This is a genomic window from Sinorhizobium sp. P24N7 (genome assembly GCF_042436655.1).
Classification (GTDB): Bacteria; Pseudomonadota; Alphaproteobacteria; order Rhizobiales; family Rhizobiaceae; genus Sinorhizobium; species Sinorhizobium meliloti_A.
The window spans coordinates 93,342-112,273 of record NZ_JBHMIW010000022.1 but is presented as its reverse complement, the minus strand read 5'-3'; the positions used below and the strand labels follow the sequence as shown (position 1 = coordinate 112,273).

Sequence of the window (18,932 nt, the reverse complement as noted above, 5' to 3'; positions counted from 1 at the left end):
ACGTTCATCATCTCGTCGGTCATCGGTGGTCTTTCCATCAGGTTGGTCTTGAACAACCCGACCCTGCCGGAAAAACACTGATGACCACCTAACCCTCAGGACCTACACCACCTGAGGGGACACGACCTCCTCGACGACGCACTACAGTCCAACGATCCCTCTTGGATTCAAGCGGAGACATTCAATCTCGAAGCACTCAGGCGGAAGTCGCAAAGGATCGATGAGTTTTCCGAATTCGAGGTTCGAAAGGAGCTGCTGCACGAGGTTGCTGATTGGGAGCACTTGGAGATCGAGCTTTCGGTTCCATTCCCGAGCAGTACGCGCCTGGATCGCTTACTTGCCTTGGAGCTAAGAATCTCGCGCTCTCAGTTGAGCGCACTCCATCGGAGCGCTTTGCTTCGGACGACACCTGATCGCACCGATCTCTTACGACGGCGAATCAGGAACGGTATTCGGGTAACCTTGGATCTTTCAGGCATGGCCGACAGGGATCTGGTGTGGAAGCCGGCTGCTATTGAAAATACTTCGTAGAAGGAGCCCCCCAAGGGCGGGAACTTCAGGCCCCCTTGCGGTGCTTTCCGATGGAAGACACTCCGGCTGCACTCAATCAGCGCGGTCTGCCGAAACTCGTCGTCGGTGACCAGGATCGGTACGCCTTTCGCGTCTCAGGGCATCCGCTTCGGGGTTGTTGACATTGATCGGCACGCCGGCCCTCCATGTGGAGCGCTTCTTTAAATGTAGACCCCTGCATCTGCATAACCAAGCACGGCCATGCAGCAGTTGAGAGCGGTGCGGCTCGCTACCGCAAGCGCCGCCCGTCTTCGGCGAAGAACCGCCTTCGGTCCTCGGGTACGGCGAAAGAAAGTCTTTCCCCTGCCTGCCAGTTCGGGCCCTCGCGCTGTTCGACGACGAGGCTCTGGCCGTCTTCGAGCTGGCAGTAGAGGTAGCGCGTTCCGCCGAGATATTCCGAGAACTCGACCTGGGCAGTGATCCGTTCCGGTCCCGGCTCCGCCACGGCGATATGTTCCGGCCTTATGCCGAAAAGCAGGCGCTCGCCGTGCTTCAGGCTGCCGCCGTCGATCGCTGCCTCGAGTGTGGTCTCGCCGACCCGGATCATCCCGTCCCCCTGCCATTCCGCATCGAGAAAATTCATCCGTGGCGAACCGATGAAGCCTGCCACGAACATGTTGGCCGGGTCCTCGTAAACGTCGCGGGGGCTGCCGGCCTGCTCGATCCGGCCGTCCCGAAGCACGACGATCTGATCGGCCAGCGTCATCGCTTCCGTCTGATCGTGTGTGACATAGACCATCGTGTTGCCGAGCTCGCGGTGCAGGCGGGCAATCTCGATGCGCATCGAGACGCGCAGTTCCGCATCGAGGTTGGAAAGCGGCTCATCGAACAGGAAGACGTCGGGCTTGCGCACGATCGCCCGGCCGATCGCCACGCGCTGGCGCTGGCCTCCGGAAAGCTGGCCGGGTCTTCGGTCGAGCAGATGGTCGATCTTGAGAATGGCCGAGACCTGTGCGACGCGGCGCTCGATTTCGGCCGAATCCGTTCGCGCCATCTTGAGCCCGAAGCCGAGATTGTCGCTGACGCTCATATGCGGGTAGAGCGCGTAGGACTGGAAGACCATGGCGATGCCGCGCTCGGAGGGGTCGAGGTCTGTCACGTCCCTGCCCTTGATTGCGATCTCCCCCTCGGTCACTTCTTCGAGCCCTGCGATCATTCGCAGCAGGGTCGATTTCCCGCAGCCCGACGGGCCGACGAAGACGACGAAATCGCCTTCCTCGATCGTCAGGTCGATGCCATGGATAACCTCCAGGCCGCCATAACTCTTGCGTATGTCGCTGAGCACGACGCTCTTGTTGCTGATGCCGTTCGCCATCCTGGAGGTCGCCTACTTTTCCGACTGGACCCAGACGAGCATCTCTCCCGGCGCCCGGTTGTCCCAGAGATGATAGGGCACGAAGCGCGCTTTGTGCGGGCGGCGCTCAGGCCTCGTCTGTCGGTAAAGCGCCTTTCCCCAGTCCTCCGTTTCCTCGCGCTCGACGGAAATGTCGATGGCAACCGCACCGTTCAGATCATCGAGCACGACCGTTTCGGCAGCCGGCAGTTCGCGGGGAAGCACAATTGCGTTCAGATCCTCGCCATTGTCCGTGGCTTCGACGCAATAGACCAGCGGGCCGCGCATCAGCGCCACGCGGCCGACATCCTGCCGGACCTTCGGATTGGCATATTGCGGCCGAAGCGCCAGCGGCAGATAAAGCGCCACCCGGTCGCCGTCCGACCATTCGCGTTCGATGCGGGCATAGCCGCCGGTCAAATGAGCCGAGAGATCGAGCATCCTACCGTTGACGCTTAGCGTCGCGCCGACCGCCCATTCCGGTATGCGCAAGGACAGCGCGAACTTCGCCGGCCTGGCGAGCTTCGTCGTGAAGGCGATCGCCCCCTCCCAGGGGTAGCTGGTCTCCTGCCTGAGCTCGACCTCGGCGCCGTTCGCGAGTTTCAGCCGCGCCGTACTTTCTCCGTAGAGATGGACTGCGATCTCGTCCTCCGCGACCGCATACATAAAGGAACCGATCGAGGTCACGAGCCGCGCGATATTGGGCGGGCAGCAGGGGCAATGATGCCACTTCCATCGGTGGTGCCCGCCAGTGCTTTCGAGCGGGTTGTCGTAGAAGAAGGTCTTGCCGTCGATCGAAAGACCCGGCAAGGCGCCGTTGTAAAGCGCCTGCTCCATGACGTCGGCATAGCGGCGGTTCGGGCCGCGGCCGAGCATGCGGCTCGCCCAGAAGACAAGGCCGACGGAGGCACAGGTCTCGGCATAGGCCGTGTCGTTGGGCAGGTCGTAATAGCAGGTGAAACCCTCGTTCGAGGCTGCCGGACCGATGCCGCCGGTAATGTACATCTGCTTCGTGGTGAGGTCGTCCCACAACGTTTCCAAGGCCGCCGTCAGGCTGTCGTCCCTGTATTCGGTCGCGATGTCGGCCATACCGGAATAGAGATACATCGCGCGCACGGCGTGGCCGACGACCTTTTTCTGCTCGCGCACCGGCTGATGCGCCTGACCGTATTCATAGGTCTTCTGGATGAAACTCTCCGGATCGCGGCCATCCCTTTTGGCCTCTTCGGTGAAGAAATGCGGCTCCGTGCCGCGCTCGTCGATGAAGAACTTCGAAAGGTCGAGATACTTCTTTTCGCCCGTCACGCGCGCAAGCTTGACGAGCGCGAGCTCGATCTCCTCATGGCCGCAATAACCCGGAATCTGCCCTTCGCCATGCCCGAAGACCGTAATCATATAGTCCGCAAAGCGGCACATGATGTCGAGAAGCTTGCGCTTGCCGGTCGCCTGGTAATAGGCGACGGCAGCCTCGATCAGATGGCCGGCGCAATAGAGCTCGTGGTGGTCGCGCAGGTTGGTCCAGCGCCTGTCGGGCTGCACGCGCTGGAACCAGGCATTGAGATATCCGTCCCGGTCCTGCAGCTTCTCGTACATGTCGATGATCCGGTCGGCACGCGCCTCGAGTTCCGGATTGGGGCGGCGGTAGAGCGAATAGGCGATCGTCTCGATCGACTTGCCCAGGTCGGAGTCCCAGAACATCTGGGTGGTACCGCCCCAGGGTTGGATGGGGATGACGATACCGGGGCTTGGCTCACTGACGTCGATCGCCTTGATCATGCCAGCCTCGACGCAGCGGTCGAGCAGGGTTTCGGCGGTGGATTGGCAGACGGCATCCTGCCATTTGCCCCAGAATCCGCCGAGTTCGACATCGGGAACGGCAACGGGGCGGAACTGGCGGTCTTTCACGGTCTTTGTCATGAGGTTTCTTTCTCTCGGATCATTTCACCGCGCCGGCCATCAGCCCGCGCATGTAATAGCGTTGCAGAAGAAGGAAGACGAACAGGCAGGGAACGACCATCACCGCGACGCCGGCCTGCACCGCGCCCCAGTTGATCGCGCCGAGACGGCCGGCGCGCACGGCGGTCATCAGAACGGGAAGCGTGTAATTGTCGTTGCTGGACAGAAGGACGAGCGCGGCGAAGAATTCGTTCCAGGCATTGAGGAAGGCGAAGATCGACACGGTCGCAATTCCGGGCATGACCAGCGGCAGCAACACCCGCACGAGCAGTTTCAGATCGCGGGCGCCGTCGATGCGTGCCGCCTCCTCGATCTCCTTCGGCACGGCATCGAAGGCGTTGCGCATCATGAAGACGGAGAAGGGAAGCTGCAGCGTCACATAGACGAGCATCAGCCCGATGAGCGAATTGTTGAGCCCGAGCCGCGCCAGGATGATGAAGAGCGGCGTCAGGATCGACTGGAACGGGATCATCAGCGTCGCGATGATCAGCACGAAAAGCGCGTTCTTGAAGGGAAAGCGGTAGCGGGAGAAGCCGTAGCCGGCGAGCACGCTGACGGCGACCGTCAGAGCGACCGTTCCGATCGACACGAGGAGCGAATTGAACATGTGCTGCCAGATGCCGGCACCGAAGCTGTCGAGCGCCCGGTAGGCGTCGAAGCTCAGCCCCGAGATCGGCCATGGCGGCAGCGGCGGCCTGCCGGACTCGCTGTTCGGCCGGAAGGAGGCAAGAAAGGAAACGGCAAAGGGCGCCAGGAAGAAGAAGGCCGCGCCGATGCCGATGCCGTGATAGACGATCCTGTCCCGGAGCGCCTTGCGGGCGCGGATTTCGCGGCGCGTCCTCATGGGCGTTCGTCCCCCACCTTGAGCAGCCAGAGCTGGACGACGCTGAGCGTCACCAGGATCAGGAGGAGCGCGATCGACAGTGCCGCGCCGTAGCCGAGATTGAAGGACACGAAGGACTGGTTGAAGATATAGTAGACGACGGAGATCATCTTGTTCTGCGGGCCGCCGCTGGTCATGATGTAGAACTGGTCGAAGGCGAGGATCGAGCCGGTGACCGAAAGGATGAGCGCCAGCGCCATGGTCCGGCGCATCAGGGGCAGCGTCAGGTGGCGGAAGCGTTGCCAGCGGCCGGCGCCGTCGATGCGCGCGGCCTCGGTCAGTTCGGCCGGGATGGCCTGCAGCCCCGTCAGCAGGATGATCATGGTGAAGCCGGCGATCTTCCAGACCACCATGACGATGATGGTCAGAAACGCGGTATCGAACTTGGCGAGCAGGTTGATCCGTCCGGAGGTGAGGCCCAGAATATCGAAGAGTGGCGCGAAAAGCCCGCTGTCGACATTGGCGAGCCACACCCAAAGCAGCGAGGCGGATGCGAGCCCCACCACGACAGGCAGAAAGACGATGGTCCGGTAGAGCGAGACCAACGGCCTTTGTTTCTCCACGAAAATCGCCAGCGGAAAGGCGACCGCGAAAATCGCTATCGTGACGATCAGGGTATAGTGAGCGGTGAAACCGAGCGCGTTGAAGAACCGCGCATCGGTGAACATCCGCGTATAGTTGCGCAGGCCGATCCAGGCCGGCTCGCCGAGCAGCGGCCATTTGTGCAGGCTCATCCACAGGGTGAACAGCACGGGCAGCACGAAGAAGAGCGTGACGAGCGCCATCGCCGGCGCGATATAGATGAGCCCGCGCCAGCCGGGTTGCCGCTTCGGGCGGCGTCGGTGCCTGGCGGATGTGAGCGCTGACGTCGTCATGTATGCACTTTCGAGAGTTTCGGGGCACTGGTGGCGGAGGGGGTTATCCCCACCCGCCATCCGCGAAGCGGCAGTTTCCTCGTGTCCGCCTTACTGCCCGGCGTCGATGATCGACTGCATCTCGTCTTGTGCGTTCGAGAACGCCCCGTCGACGTCGTCGCCATAGATCGCAGCATTGGTGAAGGTCGCCCACGGTCCGTTGGCGCTGTTGATCAGGTCGTTGAACTGCAGCGTATAAGGCGTCTGGGCGACGGCGATCGCCTCCATGCCGACCTTGAGGCGCGGGTCGAGGCCTTCGAGCACCTCATTGGCGATGTCCCCGCGGGTGGGCAGGCTGCCGAATTTCGCCATGATCTTCTGGCCTTCCGGCGAATAGGTATATTCGAGGAATTCCTTCACCTGTTCGAGCTTCGGCGTGCCCTTGGTGACGACGAAGTTGTCGCCGCCGGCGAAGGAGGACGGCTTGCCGTCGACGCCCGGGATCAGCGTCACGCCGAAATCGATCTCCGGATGCTGCGTCACCAGCGTGCCTATGGCGAAGGCGCCGAGGCTCTGCTGGCCGATCTTGCCATTGGTGAAGCTGAGGAAATTCACGCCGTTGTCGCTCGCGGCGCCCGCGGGAACGAGATCCTTCTCGACCATGTTGCGGTAGATGTCGACGGCCTTGCGCATTTGCGGCGTGTCGAGCGTCGCCGTCTTGCCGTCGGCTGAAAGGATATCGGCGCCCGCGCCCCAGGTCAGCGGCGTGAAGGTGAAGATCATGCAGCCGCCGCAGCCGCCCCCGGAGAAATAGAAGCCGTAGGTGTCGCCACCGAGCGCGCGGATTTTCTCGGCATTGGCGGTGATCTCCTCCCAGGTCTCCGGTGCCTTTTCGGGGTCGAGGCCGGCCTTTTTGTAGAGGTCCTTGTTCCAGGCGAAGATCGAGGTCTCGACCGTGAGCGGCAGGCCGTAGATCTTGTCCTCATAGGTGCCGAGCTTCACATGCGAGGGCGAGAGCGAATTGAAATAGGGCAGCGCCTTCGCCCAGTCGGTGAGGTCTTCCAGCTGACCGGCGGCGGCGAATGCCGGCGTGTAGATCAGGTCGAGCGAAAGCGCGTCCGGCGCCTGGCCGCCGGCGATCGCAGTGGCATATTTCTGCACGAGCTCGGCAAAGGGCACCTCGGTGAGCTCCACCTTGTGCTCGTGACCTGCATTGTAGGCCTTGACGACTTCCTTGAACGAGTCGCCGATACCCGAGCGGACCCACATGCTGATCGTCTCGGCCGATGCGACCGAGATCATGCTGGCCGATATGAGGGCCGTCGCTGCCATCAGTTTCGTGAACATTTCGCATTCCTCCCAAATGCGGGGCCACTCCGGGTGACCCCATCTCGTCAATCAGTTCTGTCGTCCCCCGCCTCCGCAGGAGTCCCGTACGACAAGCCGGCAGGGCAGCTTGCGCAGGCCGGGCTCGATCGTCCGCCCCTCTGCAAGTGCAAGCACCATCAGCCCGGCCTCCCGCCCAAGCTCCTTCAGGTTCATGTCGACGGTGGTCAGCGGCGGCCGCGTCTGAGCCGCCATGATCTCCCAATTGTCGAAGCCGATGACGGAGACATCCTCCGGCACCTTGACGCCGCGCTCGCGCAGCGCATCGACCACGCCGCGGGCGATTTGGTCGTTGCCGCAGAAGACGCCATCGGGCCTCTCACCGCCCGCATCCCAGATGCGGCCGATCGCCTCGTGACCCCAGGCCTCCGACCAGACCCCATGCAGGACCGGCGCCCCATCGCCGGCGACGGCCCGAAATGCCTCGGCGCGCTCGGCCGCGGAGGTAAATTCCAGCGGGCCTGTGATGTGCAACAGCCGCTTGCGGCCCATCTTCTTCAGCCGTCCTGCCGCCAGTCTTGCGCCATGACCGTCATCGGAGGTCAGCGTCACGCTGCCGGGCTCGCCCTTGGTGAAAGCATAGACGACCGGCACCGGCAGGCCGGCGAGATCGACCGGGAGAGACCTGTCGACCCGCTTGCCTGTCGCGATGATGCCGTCCACCTGCTTGTCCAGCATGGCGTCGACATGGATTTTCCCGAGCGCCGGGTCGTCCTCGATTGCGCAGAGGAAGACCGAAACCCCATGATCCACCAGCGCCTCGGAAATGCCGGCCATTACCGGAAGGGTGAAGCGGCCATAGGTGTCGTTGGTCAGAAGGCCGACTGTAAAGCTGCGGTTGCTGAGCAGGCCGCGCGCCAGCGCGTTCGGACGAAAGCCGATTTCCGCCGCGAGATTCTTGATACGCTCACGCGTTCCGGCGCCCATGCGGCCGTTGTCGTTGAGAGCCTTGGACACGGTCGAAACGCTCACGCCGGCAACCCTTGCCAGATCGTGAATCGTGACCCGATGCCCCTTGCTGCGCTGCGAACTCAGCTTCGCCTCCTTTGAGATAAGCTGACGTGAGAAAACCTTTTCTCAGCGAGTCCGTCAAGATGAGAAAAGGTTTTCTCATAAAAAAGTATGATTTTTCCCGTTCCGCGTTAGCGATCGGCTGGCTCATCCCGCGGCACGAGCGAGGCCGGCCTTCGCGGGACGATACGCTCCCCCCGAGAGCTCCGCAGACGAGCAGCCGAGACGCTCACCCCGCGGGGTGATGCCAGTTCGAGGTTGATCGCCTATAGTAAGAGCCTGGGCTGCTCAGGAGCTGCAGGCGGGGGACCTGCAGTCCGGAGCAGGTCTGCCCACTATGCAGGAGGGGCCGCCATGAGCATCGAAGCTGCAGTCGAGAGCAGGCTTGCCGACCGGATCTATTCCGCATTGCTTCACGAGACGACGTGGCAAAGTTTTCTCGACGGCTTGGCCGCTACGCTTCCGGACGGCCGATCGACCTTGTTCTATCACGACGTCGACAGTGGGGCTGGGGCATGGGAGCTTACATCGGGTCTGCCGGCCGACGTCGTCTCGGACTACGCCAGCCACTATGCGAAGCTCAATCCGTGGATGCCCGCAGCCTCTCGGCGGAAGATCGGGATCGGTGTCGTCGCCGAGCAGATGCTGCCACGCGAGCAATTCGTGAAAACACCCTTCTACAACGACTTCTTTCGACCGATGGTCGGGGAAAGCGCGGTCGGCGTGACGCTCGCCAGAGAGCGCGGACAGTCGATGCTGCTGTCGATTACCACCTCGAGAGCCGATCCCGAGAAGAACCGGGACGTGGCCGATCTCCTGACGCGGTTGGCGCCGCATCTGCGGCGGGCCTTCCGGTACGCCAACCGGCGGAGCGCCGTCGCGTCCGAAATTGGCCGTTCCGTATGTCAGAAGAGTGAGCTCGGCGTTGTCGTCGTCGACGAAGGCGCTCGCGCGATCAATTTCGGCGCCCAGGGCCAGGCGATGGTCGAAGCGGGACGGGTCCTGAGGCTGACCCCTGGGGGAAAACTGCATATCCGGGACAGCGATGTTGACGCGGCGCTCCATGGGATGCTCCGCCGCGGCTTCGACGGAGAGACGGCCACGACCTTCGTCCTCGGTTCGACGAAGCTCACGCTCATTCGCACGTGCAAGGACTGCGAGTCTGCCTATTTCGAAGGCCCTTCCGTGATCGTGCTGATCGAATCCCAAGCAAAGGAGCCGCCCCTGGATCTCAGGGGATTTGCAAGCGCGAATGGTCTGACGGCCGCGGAGTTGCGGGCAATGCAGGGTCTGATCTCGGGGCAGAACGCGGCGCGGATCGCCGATGCCGCCGGCATCTCGCGGGAGACGGTCAGGACCCAGGTGAAGAGCCTCTACGGCAAGCTCGGCGTCAGAAGCCAGATGGAGCTTCTTCGAATAAGCGGGCTGCTGCGAATGGAAAACTGACAATCGCTGGCGGGGGAAACGATGGCGACAATAGAGAGCCCGACCCAGTCGGGTCGTGGGAAGCGCTGGGGAACGAAAATCATGTACTCTTTGATTGCGGGCGCTGCCTCGCTTGGCACGGCGATGGCGGAGCCGAGATGGGAGATGCTGCCGGAAACGCCGGACCTTCCCGCAGCAGGGCGCGAGGGAGAGGCGCCAGTGAACGGCATCAAGATCTGGCATGCGGTCTACGGCAGCGGCGAGCCCGTCATCATGCTCCACGGCGGACTCGGCAATTCGAACTATTGGGGAAACCAGATTTCCACGCTCGCCGGCTCCTATCAGGTCATCGTCATGGACAGCCGCGGCCATGGCCGCAGCACCCGGGATGAACGACCTTTGAGCTATGACCTCATGGCAACCGATGTGGTGGCGCTGATGGATTTCCTCGGCCTGAAGAAAGCCGCCATCGTCGGCTGGAGCGACGGTGCGATCATCGGACTGAAGCTCGCGATAGACCATGCGGAACGCATAAGCAGGGTGTTCGCTTTCGCAGCGAACAGCAAGCCGTCAGGCCTCTACCCACTGGACCAAAACGTGTTGTTCAAAGCCTATCTCGACAGGGCGCGCGAAGAATATGTGAAACTGTCTCCCACACCGGGCGCCTACGGCGACTTCCGTGAGCAGATGGACCGGATGTGGGAATCGCAACCGAACCTCACCGCAGAGGCTCTCGGCAGCATCGCCGTTCCCGTTTGGGTCGTGGATGGTGACCATGAGGAGGTCGTCAGGCGAGAAGACACGCTGTTCATCGCGGACAGCATTCCCGCAGCGGGTTTATTGATCCAGCCGGAAGTCAGCCATTTTTCGCTGCTTCAGGATCCGGAGCAATTTACCGATCACATCCTGCATTTCCTGGGCCGGGAATGAGGGGGCGTCGCGGCGATTGCAGCCCGGCCGTCATATGACGGCCGGGCTGCAATCGGACTCCCGTCCGGGCCCCGGCGTCTTTCAGGAAAACCTGAGTGCCCTGTCGCCCTGCTCGTCCCTGATGCGCGTCGGCAGGCCGATGCGGTTCAGGATGTCGAGGAAGGGCCGGGGCGGCAGTTCTTCGACATTTGCCATCTGCTTCACATCCCACTCGCCGCTGGCGATCAGCATCGCGGCGGCCACCGGCGGAACGCCGGCCGTATAGGAGATACCCTGCGAGCCCACTTCCTCATAGGCTTGCCTGTGGTCGGCGACGTTGTAGATGAACACCTCGTGTTCCCTGCCGTCCTTGAGGCCCTTCACGAAATCGCCGATGCAGGTCTTGCCCTCGTAGCCGGGCGCGAGCGACGCCGGGTCCGGCAGGACTGCCTTGACCACCTTCAGCGGCACCACTTCGAGGCCCTCGGCCGTCTTGACCGGCTGCTCTGAAAGGAGGCCCAGGTTCTTCAGAACCGTGAAGACGTTGATGTAATGGTCGCCGAAGCCCATCCAGAAGCGCACGTCGGCCCCGTCCATGTTCTTCGACAGCGAGTGAACCTCATCATGGCCGGTCATATAGGCCTTGCGCTTGCCGACGACGGGCAGGTCGAACTCCTTGCCGACCTCGAACATCCGGTTCGTCTGCCAGGCGCCCTTTTGCCAGGAATAGACGACGCCGGTAAATTCCCGGAAGTTGATCTCCGGATCGAAATTGGTGGCGAAATATTTGCCGTGGTTGCCGGCATTGATGTCGACGATGTCCACATCCGTGATCTTGTCGAAATATTCGTCCTTGGCGAGGCGCGCATAGGCATTGACCACGCCCGGGTCGAAGCCGACGCCGAGAATGGCGGTGATGCCCTTTTCCCTGCATTCGGCGGCGCGCTTCCATTCATAGTTCCCGTACCACGGCGGCGTCTCGCAGATCTTGTTCGGCTCTTCGTGGATCGCCGTGTCCATATAGGCCACACCCGTGTCCATGCATGCGCGCAGCACCGACATGTTGACGAAGGCGGAGCCGACATTGATCACGATCTGAGAGCCGGTGCTCACAATGAGCGCCTTCGTCGCCTCGACGTCGAGCGCGTCGAGCGCATGCGCCTCGAGCTTCACCTCGGTCTTCAGGCTGTTCTTTTCGCGTACGGAGTCGATGATCTTGCGGCACTTGTCGACCGTGCGTGAGGCAACATGAATATCTCCCAATACATCGCTGTTCTGGGCGCATTTGTGCGCCACGACCTGTGCCACGCCACCGGCGCCGATGATGAGAACGTTCTTTTTCATTTCGGGGGATATCTCCTTCTACCCGTCTTGCTTGCGCGAAGCCTCAGGAGAGGCTCTGCTCGTAGTCCGCGTAGGTGAATTCGCGGACGGTCCTGACGCTTCCGTCAAGTTCCCTGATGGCGATCGCCGGCATCTTCACGCCGTTGAACCAGTTCTTCTTGACCATGGTGTAGCCGGCGGCGTCCTGAAACGAGATGCGATCGCCGACCTTCAGCTCTTCGGCGAAGCGGAACTCGCCGAAGACGTCGCCGGCGAGGCAGGACTTGCCGCAGATCATGTAGCTATGCGGCCCCTCGTTCGGCGAAACCTTGGCCGCCTCGCGATAGATCAGCAGGTCAAGCATGTGCGCCTCGATCGAACTGTCGACGATGGCGAGATTCTTGCCGTTATAGAGCGTGTCGAGCACCGTCACTTCGAGCGTCGTGCTCTTGGTAATCGACGCTTCGCCCGGCTCCAGATAGACCTGAACGCCGTAGCGGTCGGAAAATGCCCTGAGGCGCGCCGAAAAGGCCTCGACGGGATAGTCGTCCCCGGTGAAGTGAATGCCGCCGCCGAGGCTTACCCAATCGACGCGGGCGATGAGCGAGCCGAACCTTTCCTCGATCCGCGCAAGCATCCGGTCGAAGAGACCGAAATCCTTGTTCTCGCAATTGTTGTGGATCATGAAGCCGTTGATCCGGTCCATGACGCGCTCGACCTTCGCCACGTCCCACTCGCCGAGCCGGCTGAAGGGACGCGCCGGATCGGCGAGGTCGAAGCTCGAGGAACTGACCTGAGGGTTGAGCCGCAGTCCGCGCGCGATGCCCGCCGCCTGGTCGGCAAAACGCTTCAATTGCGAGATCGAGTTGAAGATGATCTTGTCGGCGTGAGAGACCACTTCGTCGATCTCGTTGTCGCCATAGGCGACACTATAGGCATGGGTTTCCTTGCCGAACCGCTCGCGGCCGAGCCTCACCTCGAAGAGCGAGGAAGACGTGGTGCCGTCCATGTGGTCGCGCATGAGCTCGAAAACCGACCAGGTGGCGAAGCACTTCAGCGCCAGCAAAGCCTTGGCGCCGGATTTCTCGCGCACATGGGCGATCCTTTCCATGTTGCGAGTAAGCTTGGCTTTGTCGATGAGGTAGTATGGGGTCTCGATCAAGGCAGGACCTGCTGTTCTTAAATCCGAAACGGTCCTCCTAGGAAAACGTGGCCGTTTGCGCAACCCGGCTCGGCCGGCCGAGACAAAATGCCCGCCCCGTGGCCCTTGCGGGGCGCGTCCGTCAAAGGAAGCTGCCTCCCGCGGCAGCCTGGAGCAGCGGGTCGCAAGGGGGATCGGCGAATCCCGCCTCCGCAAGCGCACTCAGCGCCTCCGCGACCTTGTGAAGGCCGTGCGCCTGGGCATGATGCATCAGCCCGCCCCGCCAGCGCGGAAAGGCGTAGCCGTGGATCTCCACGAGATCGATATCGGAGGCCCTCAGAGCCGTTCCGTCTTCGAGAATCCGCGTAGCCTCGTTGACCATCGGCCAGAGGATGCAGTCGACGATGGAGGCCTCGTCCCAAGCTCTTCGGGGCCGGCCCCGAGCCTCCTCCGCGATGAGGCGGGCGACCGTCGCGGAGGGCCGTGGCGTGCGGTCGCCGGGCGCGTAGTCGTACCAGCCGCCGCCGCTCTTCTGGCCGAAGCGCCCGATCTCCGAAAGGCGTTCGGCGACCGGCGCAAAAGTCCTCTCGCCGCGGGCGCGGGCGGCACGGCGCTGGAAGGCGGCGATATCGAGCCCGCCGAGGTCCTGCGCCTCGAACGGTCCCATCGGCAGCCCGAAGGCGCGCATGGCGGCATCGACGGCGGCGGGTGTCGCGCCGCCGAGCAGCAGCCGCTCGGCTTGGGCCCGCATCACCTTGAGAATCCGGTTGCCGATGAAACCGTCCGAGATACCCGCGCGCACGGGGATTTTGTTCAGCATCCGCGCTAGCGCGAAACCGGTCGCCAGCACCTCGGGCGCCGTCGCTTGCGTGGGCACGATTTCGAGAAGCTTCATCACCTGCGCGGGGCTGAAGAAATGCAGCCCGAGAAACCGCTCCGGGCTCCCGATGTCCGCGGCGATCCGTTCGGGATCGAGATAGGACGTGTTCGTCGCGAGAATGGCGTCAGCGCGACAGTCGGCGGCGAGCTTTCGAAAGACATCGCGCTTCACGTCCAGATCCTCGAAGACCGCCTCGATGATCAGGTCCGCCTCCGCCAGCGCCGTATAATGCGTCGTACCGGTAACGGTTGCCAGGCGCTCGGCCGCAAGCCTCACGGAGATGCGCCCGCGCTTCACCGCGCCGTCGAAGATTGCGCGCAGCCTGGCAAGCGCCCGTTCCACCGCCGCCTCGTCGCGCTCGACCAGGACGAGCGGAAGTCCGGCGTTGAGCAGGGCAGCGGCGATGCCGGTTCCCATGGTGCCGCCGCCGATCACCGCCGCCGAACGGATCGGGTGCGGCTCGATGCCGGCTAACGCCGGCGGACGGCGTGCGGCGCGCTCGGCATGAAAAACGTGGCGCAGGGGGTTGCCCGCGGCGACGACGGCGACCCCGTCTCTATGCACGATGCTGAGGGGCACGATGCTCGTCCTCCGTGCGTCATGATTGACCGGCCGGTCGGACCATGCAAGGCTTTTATGGGCGGGAACCAGAGGGTGCAGGGAGGAAACATGTCCGATTCCGACACCGTACTGTCGGCGCTTGAAGCCGGCGTCCTGCGCCTGACGCTCAACCGACCCGACAAGCTCAATGCCTTCAACGAGGAAATGCATCTCGCACTGCGCGCCGGCTTCGAGCGCGCCGGATCGGACGACGATGTGCGTGCCGTGATGCTGACGGGAGCCGGGCGCGGCTTTTCCGCGGGCCAGGATCTCGGCGACCGCGATCCCCGCAAGGGCGGCACGCCGGACCTCGGTCACACGATCGAGACCTTCTACAATCCGCTCCTGAAGCTGATCCGAAGCCTGGAAAAGCCCGTCGTCTGCGCCGTCAACGGGGTTGCCGCGGGGGCCGGGGCCAACATCGCCTTCGCCTGCGACATCACGCTTGCCGCCCGCTCCGCCCGCTTCATCCAGGCCTTCGCGAAAATCGGACTGGTGCCCGATTCCGGCGGAACCTGGAGCCTGCCGCGGCTCGTCGGCGAGGCGCGAGCCAAGGCGCTGGCGATGACGGCCGAACCGCTGGACGCAGAGACGGCGGCGAGCTGGGGCCTGATCTGGCGCGCCGTCGACGACGCGGCACTGATGGACGAGGCCTCCGCACTTGCCGTGCGGCTCGCTGCCGGGCCGACCAGGGGGCTCGGTCTGACCAAGCGCGCGATCCACGCCGCCGCCGCCCATTCCTTCGACGAACAACTCGACCTCGAACGCGACCTGCAGCGCGAAGCCGGCCGCAGCGCCGACTATGCAGAGGGCGTGGCAGCCTTCCTGGAGAAGCGCAACCCGAAATTCAGCGGTCGGTGACCGATGCGGCGGACCTTGACGCCGGGCACCCCCTCTGAATTGGATCGGCAGGGCGGAGAGGGTATCGACGCCATCCGATCGGAGTCCGTCTACTCCCCAACATCCCGCCCCGTTTCCGCGACCGTCTTCAGCCGATGGGCGAATTCCCGCCGAAGCGTGCGGCGCAGCTCGGCCGCCTGGTGGCGGCGTTTTTCGGTTGCCGTCTCCGGATGGTACTCCGGGACCGTGACGGGACGGCCCGCTTCGTCCACGGCGACCATGGTGAAATAGCAGGAATTGGTGTGCCGCCGCGTGCCCGCCCGGATGTTTTCCGCCTCCACCCTTATTCCGACCTCCATCGAGGTACGGCCGGCATAGTTGATCGCCGCGCGGAAGGTGACGAGTTCGCCGACATGGATCGGCTCCTTGAAGATCACCTGGTCGACGGAGAGCGTCACCGCATATTGCTTGGAAAAGCGCGACGCGCAGGAGAAGGCCACTCGGTCGAGCAGGTTCAATAGCGCACCGCCATGCACCTTGCCGCTGAAATTCGCCATGTCCGGCGTCATCAGGACGGTCATCACCAGATGCCGCGTCTCCTGCTCCGTCATCATTCTTCCCCGCTTCCGGTCTTCGCCACCATGGTCAATACATCATATTGCGCGACGGTTGCGCCAGTCTGGTTGGAGACGCGGCAGTCCCATCGCACCTCCCCATAGTCGGCATTCATTCGCGGACTGATCTCCTTGCAGGTGAGGCGAACCCGAAGCGTGTCGCCGGGATAGACGGGAGCCAGGAAGCGCAGTCCGTCGACGCCGTAATTTGCGAGCACCGGCCCCGGGGCGGGATCGACGAAGAGACCGGCGGCCAGGGAAACGACGAGATAACCATGCGCGACGCGGCCGTCGAAGAACGGATTGGCGCGGGCGGTCTCCTCGTCCATATGCGCGTAGAACGTATCGCCGGTGAACTCGGCGAAATGCTCGATGTCCTCGAGCCTGACGGTGCGCGTCGCCGTGACGATCTGGTCGCCGACCCGCAGCTCTGCCAGCGACTTGCGGAAGGGGTGCTCGCCCCCGGCTCGGGCCGGCGCACCCTCCATCCAGCGGCCGGTGACCGCCGAGACGAGGCCTGGCGCGCCCTGAACGGCCGTGCGCTGCATGTAGTGCCTGACGCCCCGCATCCCGCCCAGTTCCTCGCCGCCGCCCGCCCGGCCCGGGCCGCCATGGACGAGGCCCGGCAAGGGCGAGCCGTGCCCGGTCGAAGATTTCGCGCTCAGGCGGTTGCCGATCATCACGCGGCCATGGAACGGCGCCATGCCGATCACCAGCTCCTGCGCAATATCGGGATCATTGGTGAAGACGGAGGTGACGAGACTCCCCCTTCCGCGCCGGACGAGTTCAACCGCCTCTTCCGCCGTATCATAGGGCATGATCGTGCTCACGGGGCCGAAGGCCTCGACGTCGTGAACCGACCGCGCTGCGCCGGGACGATCGCAATAGAGAAGAACGGGATTGAGGAAAGCCCCCGCCTCCGCATCGCCGGAGACGAGCTGCGGCCTTGCCGGATCGCCCGCAACAATCTCTGCATCCGTTGTGAGATCGCGGATGCGCGCCCTCACCTCTTCGCGCTGGCCGAGGCTTGCGAGCGGCCCCATCCGCACGTTCTCGTCGGCGGGGTCGCCGAGCGGAACCTTGGCAAGCCGCTCGCCGAGAACAGCGACCAGCGCGTCGCAATGGGCCCGCGGCGCAATCACCCGGCGAATGGCCGTGCATTTCTGCCCGGCCTTGGACGTCATCTCGCGGGCGACTTCGCGGACGAAAAGATCGAATTCCTCCGTTCCAGGGGCCGCATCGAGCCCGAGGACAGCCGCATTGAGGCTATCGGCTTCCATGGTGAAGCGCACCGAATTGCCGACGATCGCGGGATGGGTCTTGAGCTTGCGCCCGGTCGTGGCCGAACCGGTGAAGGTCACCACGTCCTGGTCGCCGACATGATCCAGAAGATCGCCCGAGGAGCCGCAGACGAGCTGGAGCGCGCCTTCCGGAAGCAAACCGGCGTCGACGATCCGCCGCACCACCAGCTCGGCGAGATAGGCGGTCTGGCTCGCAGGCTTGACGATTGCAGGCATCCCCGCCAGCAGCGTCGGCGCGAGCTTTTCGAGCATGCCCCAGCAGGGAAAGTTGAAGGCATTGATGTGCACCGCGATGCCCTGAAACGGCGTCAGGATATGTTGGGCGGAAAACGTATCGTCGCGTGACAGCGCCTCGACGCCGCCGTCAAGGAGGACGCGGCTGTTCGGTAGCTCCCGCCTGCCCTTCGAGGCATAGGAGAAAAGTGTCCCGATGCCGCCTTCGATGTCGATCCAGCTGTCCGCACGCGTGGCGCCGGTGGCGGTGGAGAGCGCATAGAATTCCTCCTTGCGCTCCATCAGTACCTGGGCAAGCGCCTTCAGCATCATCGCCCGCTCGTGGAACGACATCCGGCGAAGCGCCGGCCCGCCCTTTTCGCGTCCATAGGCAAGCGCGGCGGCGAAATCGATGCCGCCGGAATCGACGAGCGCCACCGGCGCGCCGGTCGCGGCGTCGCAAAGGGTCACGCCGTCCTTCGCTCCGCGCATCCAGGTGCCGGCGATATAGCTTTCGAGCCGGCGCGGCCGGTCCGCCACTGCGTTCATCGGATGGTCCTCCCGTCAGTTCAGCTTCAGCGTCGGCTCGGCATCGGCGGTCACTGATCGTAGCTGACCACGATCCGGTCGCTGAGCGGATAGGATTGGCAGGTCAGCACATAGCCCTGCTCTACCTCGTAGTCCTCGAGCGCGTTGTTGCTCTCCATCTCCACCTCGCCTTCCAGCACCTTGGCGCGGCATGAGGAGCAGACCCCCGCCTTGCAGGCGAACGGCGCGTCCATTCTGTTTTCGAGCGCCGCTTCGAGCAGGCTCAGCCCCTCTTTCGGAAAGGTGAAGCTGCGCGTGGCGCCGTCGAGTGTGACGGTCGCCTCGCAGCGCGCCCGGCTATCGGCGCCGGCGGCGCTTTCGACCTTGCGCCGGGCACGGCCGGGCTGGGAGGCGGCGAACAGCTCGAACTTGATCCGATCGTCGCCAAGGCCATGCGCGCGAAGTGCTGCGGCAACCGCGAGCATCATCGGCTCAGGCCCGCAGATGAAGGCGGTATCGGCCGACCTCACATCGATCCAGCTGCGGAAGAGGGCAGTGCATTTTTCCTGATCGAGCCGCCCACTGAACAGGTCGACCTCCTGGGCTTCGTTCTCGAGGACGTGCAGGACGGAAAGCCGCCCCAGATAGAGGTTCTTGAGGTCGTCCAGTTCCTCGCGGAACATGATCGAGCTGAAGTGGCGGTTGGCATAGACAAGCGTGAATGCGGACCGCGGCTCCCGCGCGAGCACCGTCTTGATGAGCGAGAGCACCGGCGTGATGCCGCTGCCACCCGCAAAGCCGAGATAGTGTCTGGCGGCCTCCGGCTCGATAGGCGTGAAGAAGGCCCCCATCGGCGGCATGGCTTCCAGCGTGTCGCCGGGCTCGAGCTCCTCATTCGCCCAGCTGGAGAAGCAGCCGTCATCGACGCGCTTGATGCCCACCTTCAGGGCGCCTTCGTCGAGACCGGCGCAGATCGAATACGAACGGCGCAGTTCCTCGCCGCCGAAGAGGCGGCGGAACGTCAGATATTGCCCCTGCTTGAAATCGAAGGCAGCGCGGTCCTCCTCGCGCGGCTCGAGCGTCACGACCACGGCATCGCGCGTATCGCGCCGGACCTCGATGACCTGAAGAGGATAAAAGCGTGCCATGTGAGCGTTCTTCCCGC

General features: G+C 63.6%; 15 protein-coding genes and 1 pseudogene. 4 read left to right on the top strand and 12 right to left on the bottom strand.

Translation table 11 applies throughout. The features are described from left to right. Window positions 1-135: 135 nt before the first annotated feature. Window positions 136-531 (top strand): annotated as a pseudogene (locus ACFHWW_RS30020) (DUF1062 domain-containing protein); the annotation flags it as partial. A gap of 268 nt (window positions 532-799) precedes the next feature. Here the strand turns inward: ACFHWW_RS30020 and ACFHWW_RS30015 are convergent. From ACFHWW_RS30015 to ACFHWW_RS29990, 6 genes are all read right to left on the bottom strand, one after another. Continuing rightward, window positions 800-1,885 (bottom strand): ABC transporter ATP-binding protein, encoded by a 1,086-nt coding sequence (locus tag ACFHWW_RS30015; RefSeq protein ID WP_379942893.1) that lies wholly within the window; start codon window positions 1,883-1,885, stop codon window positions 800-802. Between the two features lie 12 nt (window positions 1,886-1,897). Then, window positions 1,898-3,820, bottom strand: a complete 1,923-nt coding sequence (locus tag ACFHWW_RS30010) for a glycoside hydrolase family 127 protein (RefSeq protein ID WP_379942891.1) — start codon at window positions 3,818-3,820, stop codon at window positions 1,898-1,900. A gap of 19 nt (window positions 3,821-3,839) precedes the next feature. After that, window positions 3,840-4,703 (bottom strand): carbohydrate ABC transporter permease, encoded by an 864-nt coding sequence (locus ACFHWW_RS30005; protein ID WP_379942889.1) that lies wholly within the window; start codon window positions 4,701-4,703, stop codon window positions 3,840-3,842. Then, a complete protein-coding gene (locus tag ACFHWW_RS30000; RefSeq protein WP_379942887.1) occupies window positions 4,700-5,617 on the bottom strand; it encodes a carbohydrate ABC transporter permease in 918 nt (305 codons plus the stop codon). Before ACFHWW_RS30000 ends, ACFHWW_RS30005 begins: the two co-directional genes overlap by 4 nt. 90 nt (window positions 5,618-5,707) lie before the next feature. Beyond that, window positions 5,708-6,943, bottom strand: a complete 1,236-nt coding sequence (locus tag ACFHWW_RS29995) for an ABC transporter substrate-binding protein (RefSeq protein WP_379942885.1) — start codon at window positions 6,941-6,943, stop codon at window positions 5,708-5,710. A 51-nt stretch (window positions 6,944-6,994) separates the two neighbouring features. Beyond that, window positions 6,995-7,954, bottom strand: coding sequence for a LacI family DNA-binding transcriptional regulator (locus tag ACFHWW_RS29990; protein WP_379942883.1), 960 nt, complete (start codon window positions 7,952-7,954; stop codon window positions 6,995-6,997). Between the two features lie 393 nt (window positions 7,955-8,347). On the opposite strand from ACFHWW_RS29990, the gene ACFHWW_RS29985 reads away from it, so the two are divergent. Both ACFHWW_RS29985 and ACFHWW_RS29980 read left to right on the top strand, forming a co-directional pair. After that, window positions 8,348-9,439: a helix-turn-helix transcriptional regulator gene (locus ACFHWW_RS29985; RefSeq protein WP_379942881.1), complete on the top strand. Its 1,092-nt coding sequence runs from the start codon at window positions 8,348-8,350 to the stop codon at window positions 9,437-9,439. 81 nt (window positions 9,440-9,520) lie between these two features. Further along, window positions 9,521-10,348: an alpha/beta fold hydrolase gene (locus ACFHWW_RS29980; RefSeq protein ID WP_379942879.1), complete on the top strand. Its 828-nt coding sequence runs from the start codon at window positions 9,521-9,523 to the stop codon at window positions 10,346-10,348. Window positions 10,349-10,429: 81 nt separating this feature from the next. Here ACFHWW_RS29980 and ACFHWW_RS29975 read toward each other — a convergent pair whose 3' ends face one another. From ACFHWW_RS29975 to ACFHWW_RS29965, 3 genes are all read right to left on the bottom strand, one after another. Then, the gene (locus ACFHWW_RS29975; RefSeq protein ID WP_379942877.1) at window positions 10,430-11,671 is read right to left on the bottom strand and encodes a saccharopine dehydrogenase family protein; all 1,242 of its coding nucleotides are present in this window, start codon (window positions 11,669-11,671) and stop codon (window positions 10,430-10,432) included. A gap of 43 nt (window positions 11,672-11,714) precedes the next feature. After that, window positions 11,715-12,812: a carboxynorspermidine decarboxylase gene (nspC, locus tag ACFHWW_RS29970; protein WP_379942875.1), complete on the bottom strand. Its 1,098-nt coding sequence runs from the start codon at window positions 12,810-12,812 to the stop codon at window positions 11,715-11,717. A 121-nt stretch (window positions 12,813-12,933) separates the two neighbouring features. Beyond that, window positions 12,934-14,250 carry a 3-hydroxyacyl-CoA dehydrogenase family protein gene (locus ACFHWW_RS29965; protein WP_379942873.1) on the bottom strand — a complete coding sequence of 439 codons (1,317 nt, stop codon included), beginning with the start codon at window positions 14,248-14,250 and terminating at the stop codon, window positions 12,934-12,936. A 90-nt stretch (window positions 14,251-14,340) separates the two neighbouring features. Here ACFHWW_RS29965 and paaG point away from each other — a divergent pair, with 90 nt between their 5' ends. Beyond that, the gene (paaG, locus tag ACFHWW_RS29960; protein ID WP_102763743.1) at window positions 14,341-15,132 is read left to right on the top strand and encodes a 2-(1,2-epoxy-1,2-dihydrophenyl)acetyl-CoA isomerase PaaG; all 792 of its coding nucleotides are present in this window, start codon (window positions 14,341-14,343) and stop codon (window positions 15,130-15,132) included. An 89-nt stretch (window positions 15,133-15,221) separates the two neighbouring features. Here the strand turns inward: paaG and ACFHWW_RS29955 are convergent, their stop codons facing one another. The 3 genes from ACFHWW_RS29955 to paaE are packed head-to-tail and all read right to left on the bottom strand — an operon-like array spanning window position 15,222 to window position 18,915. Next, the gene (locus tag ACFHWW_RS29955) at window positions 15,222-15,722 is read right to left on the bottom strand and encodes an acyl-CoA thioesterase (protein WP_018096076.1); all 501 of its coding nucleotides are present in this window, start codon (window positions 15,720-15,722) and stop codon (window positions 15,222-15,224) included. Beyond that, window positions 15,722-17,788, bottom strand: a complete 2,067-nt coding sequence (gene paaZ, locus ACFHWW_RS29950; protein WP_379942870.1) for a phenylacetic acid degradation bifunctional protein PaaZ — start codon at window positions 17,786-17,788, stop codon at window positions 15,722-15,724. Before paaZ ends, ACFHWW_RS29955 begins: the two co-directional genes overlap by 1 nt. 50 nt (window positions 17,789-17,838) lie before the next feature. Further along, window positions 17,839-18,915: a 1,2-phenylacetyl-CoA epoxidase subunit PaaE gene (gene paaE / locus ACFHWW_RS29945; RefSeq protein ID WP_100671091.1), complete on the bottom strand. Its 1,077-nt coding sequence runs from the start codon at window positions 18,913-18,915 to the stop codon at window positions 17,839-17,841. Window positions 18,916-18,932: the final 17 nt, after the last annotated feature.